A 5,311-nucleotide genomic window follows, 5' to 3' on the forward strand; every position below is an offset into this window, starting at 1 on the left:
CAGCCCAGCTGCTGCTCGACCTGGGCCAGCACGGTCATCACATTGCGCTGGGTACTGAGGATGTGCTCTTCGAGCAGCGCACAGGCCGTTTCCGTATCGCGCCGCAGGGTGGCATCCATGAGCTTGCGGTGCTCGTTGGACTTGTGCTTGAAGCTCTTGCGAAAACGCGCGGAATAGCGCCGATACCGCTCTGCCTGGTCGAACAGGCTGGCACTCATCGCGCGCAGTCGCTCCGACGGGCTGGCGGAAATCAGCGCCATGTGAAAGGCGGTGTGCAGGTCGGTCCAGCCTTCGTCCAGAATGGCGGGGCCATTGCCCAGGCGGCCCTCTACCTTTTCAAGCCGGTGGAAGGCGCCCACCACAGATGCCTCCCAAGCATCGTCGCCATGGGCGATGGATTCGCGCAACGCCTGCACATCCAGCATGACGCGCATGCGGGTGATGTCGGCCAGGTCTTCTGCCGAAATGGCCGCCACGCGAAAACCGCGCCGCTCGTCGGAACGGATCAGCCCCTCCTGGGCCAGGCGGCTCAGGGCTTCGCGCAGGGGGCTGCTGGAGAAACCGTAGGCCGTCTGCAGCTCGTCGAGCTTGAGCTTGGCACCGGCGGCGTAGGTACCGCTGAGCACATCGTGGCGCAGTTGTGCAAACGCCTGGTCAACCAGGGGCGGTGTGCGCGTAGGCGTTTCTTTTTTGTACATGTTTTGCATTTTATGCATAAACTCAAGCCATTGAAAGAAGGAGCAAACCCCAGTGACCACTGACCCGAAAGCCGCCCCCATCCGCCTCGTTGCCATATCGGGCAGCATCCGCCGCGCATCGCACTGCACAGCCGTGCTGCGCAGCCTCACCCCGCTGCTGCTGCCCACGGCCACGCTGGAGCTGTTCCCCCTGGACGACGTGCCCATGTACAACGCCGACCTCGATGGCGACAGCCCGCCCGCTGCCGTGGCGCAGCTCAAGGGCGCCATTGCGGGCGCGGACGGCCTGGTGATCTGCTCGCCCGAGTACAACTACGGCATTCCCGGCGTGCTCAAGAACGCCATCGACTGGGCATCGCGCCCGGGCTTCGCCTCGCCGCTCAAGGGCAAGCCGGTGCTGGTCATGACCGCATCGCCCGGCACAGCCGGCGGCGTGCGCGCCCAGGCCCAGATCCGCGACGCCCTGGCCGCCACGCTGGCCCGGCCCCTGGTGCGCCAGCACATCGCCATCGCGGGCGTGGCCACCCGCATCCAGGACGGCCGCCTGGTGGACGAGCCGACCTTGGGCTTCATCCAGGTCGGCCTGGTGGAGCTGCTCGACGAGATCCGCTGGCTGGCCCAGCGATCCACATGACAGCCGACACCCACCTCCCCGGCAACACCGAATCCCTGCTGCTGGACCTGGAAGCCCAGCGCTGCGATGCCATGAAACGTAGCGACTTTGCGCGGCTGCGCGAGATCCTGCACCCCGGCCTCACCCACGTGCATGCCAAGGGGCAGACGGACGACTACGACAGCTATTTCCGCTCCGGCGGCACGCATGTCGATTACCAACAGATCGACCGGTCCGAGCTCCAGGTGCAGGTGCTGGGCACCAGCGCCGTGATGACCGGCAGGCAACTGCTGGTGGCGGTGCGCAAGGACGGCACCGGCACCGTGCGCATCGACTCGCGCGTGCTGCAGGTGTGGACGCAGGAGGATGGCGGCGCCTGGCGGCAAATCGCGTTCCAGACCACGCCGCTGGAGATGAGCATCACCTGACCGCCACCCCGGTGGTCAGCACAGGTTCAGCCGGCAGGGCTGGCCCAGTCTGCCAACGGCCAGGGCGCCCGCCGGTCCATCAGGTGCTGCGGGCCCAGATCGGCGCAGGACCGCACACCCAGCATCGCCAGGTTGCGGTCCAGCTCAGCGCGCAGCAGGCCGATGGCAGCGGCCACGCCGGCCTCGCCATCCAAGGCGGCGGCATAGTTGAACGGCCGGCCCACGAACACGGCCTGCGCGCCCAACGCCAGGGCCTTGGCCACATCGGTGCCGCGGCGGATGCCGCCGTCGAGCATCACCACCATATGACTGCCGGCCTGCTCGGCAATGGCGTGCAGCACGCGCAGCGGGGCCACCGCACCATCGAGCTGGCGGCCACCATGGTTGCTGACGATGATGCCGTCCACCCCGTGCTGGCGCGCCAGCGCTGCATCGGCCGGGCTGAGGATGCCCTTGACCACCAGGGCGCCGCGCCACTGGCTGCGGATGCGGGCGATGTGGCTCCAGTCGAAGTGGTCGCGCCCGGAAAAGTCACGCTGCACGCGCGACGAGAGGATGGGCGCACCCCGCTCGGCGAACGAGTTCTCGAAATGCGGCATGCCATGGCGCGCCAGCGTGCGCAGCAAGGTGCCCGCCAGCCAGCGCGGGCGCACCAGCCCATCCCACGCCAGGCGCAGGCCGGGGCGCAGCGGGGTGGAAAAGCCCGCGCGCAGGTTGTTCTCGCGGTTGCCCGCCACAGGGATGTCCACCGTGACCACCAGGGTCTGCACGCCGGCTGAAGACACGCGCTGCAGCAGCGCATCGATGCGCTCGGGCGTGCCCGGCAGGTAGGCCTGGAACCAGGTGCCCGGCGCGGCCTCCATCACCTCCTCCAGCCGGATCAGCGAGCTGCCGCTCTGCACCGCCACAATGCCCGCCGCCGCAGCAGCCCGCGCCAGCACCACATCACCCCGGTAGGCCGACAGCGCCGCGATGCCCATTGGCGCAACGCCGAAGGGGCTGGCATAGCGCGTGCCGAACAGCGTGACGCCTTGATCTCGCTGCGCCACGTTGCACAGCACACGCGGCACCAGCGCCAGTTCGTCGAAGGCCTGCCGGTTGTCGGCCAGGGCATGGTTGTCTTCGGCCGCGCCAGCGATGTAGCCAAAAATCGGGCGCGGCAGCACGCGGCGAGCGGCGGCCTCGAAGTCGCCCAGCGAAAGCAGGTCGCGCATGCGCCCGCTGCGGCGGGTGCCGTCGAAGGCTTGCCAGGGGTTGATGGCGGGTGCGGCAGAAGTGGACATCGCTGGAGTTCCATGGAAATGAGGACTGAAAGACAGTGTCTTGCATTAGTATTCCGCAAAAAAGCGAATTTAGAAGAATCACTTTGTTCGCTAAATAGAAACAAAATCCATGACGCTCAAGCAACTCGAAGCCTTCTACTGGGCCGCCACCTGCAGCAGCTTTGCCCTGGCCGCAGAGCGCGTGCACCTGTCGGTTTCGTCCCTGTCCAAGCGCATCGCCGAACTGGAGGCATCGCTGGGACAGGTGCTGTTCGACCGCGCCGGCCACCGCGCCGCGCTGACCGAGGCCGGCACGCGCCTGGTGCCCCTGGCCGGCGCCCTGCTGCAGCAGGCCGACCTGGTGCACCAGGCCATGAGCGCCACCACCGGCCTGCGCGGCACCTGCCGCCTGGGTGTGGGCGAACTCACCGCGATGACCTGGCTGCCGCACTTGGTGGCGGCCATCGCCAGCTCCCACCCCGACCTGGAGGTGAGCGTGCATGTGGATGTGGGCGCAGCCCTGGCCGAGCGGCTGGACAAGGGCGAACTGGATGTGGCCGTGATCGCCGGGCCGGCGAGCCGCAGCGCACTCACTTCGGTGCCCATCGCGCAGGCCGCCTTCACCTGGTGCGCCAGCCCTGCGGTGGCTGCGGGGCTGGCGGCCATGGATGCCAACGCCCTGCAGGCCCACCCCCTGGTCAGCCTGCCCCAGGGCTCGGGCGTCACCCACCTCATCGACGACTGGCTGCGCCAGGCCAGCGCGCAGCCCGCACGCCGCCTGTTCTGCAACCACTGGGGCGCCATCGCTGGCCTGCTCGCGCACCGCGGCGGCATCGGCCTGCTGCCGCAGGGCTGGGCGCGGGCGCTGTTCGAGCGCGGGGTGTTGCAGGAACTGCCCAGCCCGGTGCCGCTGGGGCTGCTGGGCTACGCGCTGCACTACCGGCGCGATGACCTGCGGCCCCTGGTGGGGGCGCTGCGGGAGCTGGCGGTGCGCGAGGCGGACTTTGCGGTGGTGGGGAGTGTGTTTTGAGCGCGCCACGCTGCGCGCCCCGGTTTCAGGCAGAATCCCCGGCCCTCCACGCCCCTGGCCCTGCCCCTATGACCGCCTTTCCTTCCATCGACATCGCCCAGTCCACCCCCACCGGCGGCGCCATCGCCCGCATGGTGAAGGCGCACTATGCGCTGGGCGACGTGGCCCACTGCGTGCTGATGCGGCGCGGTTTCAACCAGGTGTACGAGCTGCGCTTTGCCGATGGCCGGCAGGCCGTGGCGCGGCTTTGCGCCGACCGCCCGCGCGGCGCACCCAATACGGCCTACGAGACGGCGATGCTCTGGCACCTGAAGGCCGCAGGCGCCCCTGTCGCGGCACCCCTGGCCGCGCGCGATGGTGCCGCCAGCACCGCCCTGCCGCTGCCCGAGGGACCGCGCCCGCTGGTGCTGTTCGAGCACCTCCCGGGCGAATGGCCGGGCGAGTCCGTGCCGGACACCGAGGCCACGGGCCGGGGCCTGGCCATGCTGCATGAATTGGCGCAGGGCTACGCGGGCCCACCCAGCCTGTACCAGCTCGACCTGCCCGACCTGCTGCGCGCGCCGCTGCAGCAACTGTGTGCGGCACCGGCGATGGACGATGGCCTGCGCGCCGACTACAGTGCTCTGGCCGGGCGCCTGGACGCACGCATCACCGCCCTGCTGCCCACGCTCACGCGTGTAGCCTGCCATGGCGACTGCCACGGGGCCAACAACTTCATGACCGACGGGCCGGACGGCACGCGCGTGGCCTCGTTCTTCGACTTCGACGACACCGGCCCTGGGCTGCTGGCCTATGAGCTGTGCGTGTACCTGTGGAACAACCTGCCGCGCAAGGTGGACGGTGTGCTCGACGAGGCAGGGCTCACGCGCTGGCGCCACTACCTGGCAGGCTACCGCAGCGTGCGCCCGCTGGCCCAGGCGGACTTCGACGCGATAGCCGCCTTTCTGGCCGTGCGGCAGTTCTGGATCATGGGCGAGACTGCGGGGCGGCAGGCCACCTGGGGTACGCAGACCATGCCGACGGCTCAGTTGCGCAGCGTGCTCAAGGTGATGGAGTATTGGGAGCCGTTCAAGACGCCGGTGTGAGCTGCAACGGTGCACGGGCTCGTCAATCGAGCTGTGCGCCCGCATCCGTCACCGCCTGCCATCGCTTCTTCATCTCGCTTGCGGGACGTTGTGACACGGTGGTGGTTGTTGTTGTTGTTGCTGCTTGCCTTGGTTGAGGGCGGAGGCCGGGGTGTGCGCCCGGCGGCGCAGTAACTTTCTCTTGCGTCGCCAAGA

General features: G+C 68.9%; 6 protein-coding genes. 4 read left to right on the top strand and 2 right to left on the bottom strand.

Features of this window, described 5'->3' with window-relative positions:
• The coding region (locus ASE28_RS00390) for a GntR family transcriptional regulator (RefSeq protein WP_082607831.1) at window positions 1-716 on the bottom strand (716 nt) is incomplete at its 3' end.
• A 34-nt stretch (window positions 717-750) separates the two neighbouring features.
• On the opposite strand from ASE28_RS00390, the gene ASE28_RS00395 reads away from it, so the two are divergent.
• Together ASE28_RS00395 and ASE28_RS00400 are read left to right on the top strand one after the other, a co-directional pair.
• Window positions 751-1,332: an NADPH-dependent FMN reductase gene (locus ASE28_RS00395; RefSeq protein ID WP_082607792.1), complete on the top strand. Its 582-nt coding sequence runs from the start codon at window positions 751-753 to the stop codon at window positions 1,330-1,332.
• On the top strand, window positions 1,329-1,739 hold the full coding sequence (locus ASE28_RS00400) for a nuclear transport factor 2 family protein (protein WP_057263702.1): 411 nt from the start codon (window positions 1,329-1,331) through the stop codon (window positions 1,737-1,739). The genes ASE28_RS00395 and ASE28_RS00400 overlap by 4 nt, the downstream gene beginning before the upstream one ends.
• Before the next feature lie 26 nt (window positions 1,740-1,765).
• On the opposite strand, the gene ASE28_RS00405 is transcribed toward ASE28_RS00400, so the two are convergent.
• Window positions 1,766-3,022, bottom strand: coding sequence for an alpha-hydroxy acid oxidase (locus tag ASE28_RS00405; RefSeq protein ID WP_157421789.1), 1,257 nt, complete (start codon window positions 3,020-3,022; stop codon window positions 1,766-1,768).
• Between the two features lie 109 nt (window positions 3,023-3,131).
• Here ASE28_RS00405 and ASE28_RS00410 point away from each other — a divergent pair, with 109 nt between their 5' ends.
• Window positions 3,132-4,031 carry a LysR family transcriptional regulator gene (locus tag ASE28_RS00410; RefSeq protein WP_057263704.1) on the top strand — a complete coding sequence of 300 codons (900 nt, stop codon included), beginning with the start codon at window positions 3,132-3,134 and terminating at the stop codon, window positions 4,029-4,031.
• A gap of 68 nt (window positions 4,032-4,099) precedes the next feature.
• Entirely contained in the window at window positions 4,100-5,116 is a 1,017-nt protein-coding gene (locus ASE28_RS00415; RefSeq protein ID WP_057263706.1) for a phosphotransferase enzyme family protein, read from the top strand.
• Window positions 5,117-5,311: the final 195 nt, after the last annotated feature.

The organism is Acidovorax sp. Root219 (assembly GCF_001428665.1).
GTDB lineage: Bacteria > Pseudomonadota > Gammaproteobacteria > Burkholderiales > Burkholderiaceae_C > Acidovorax.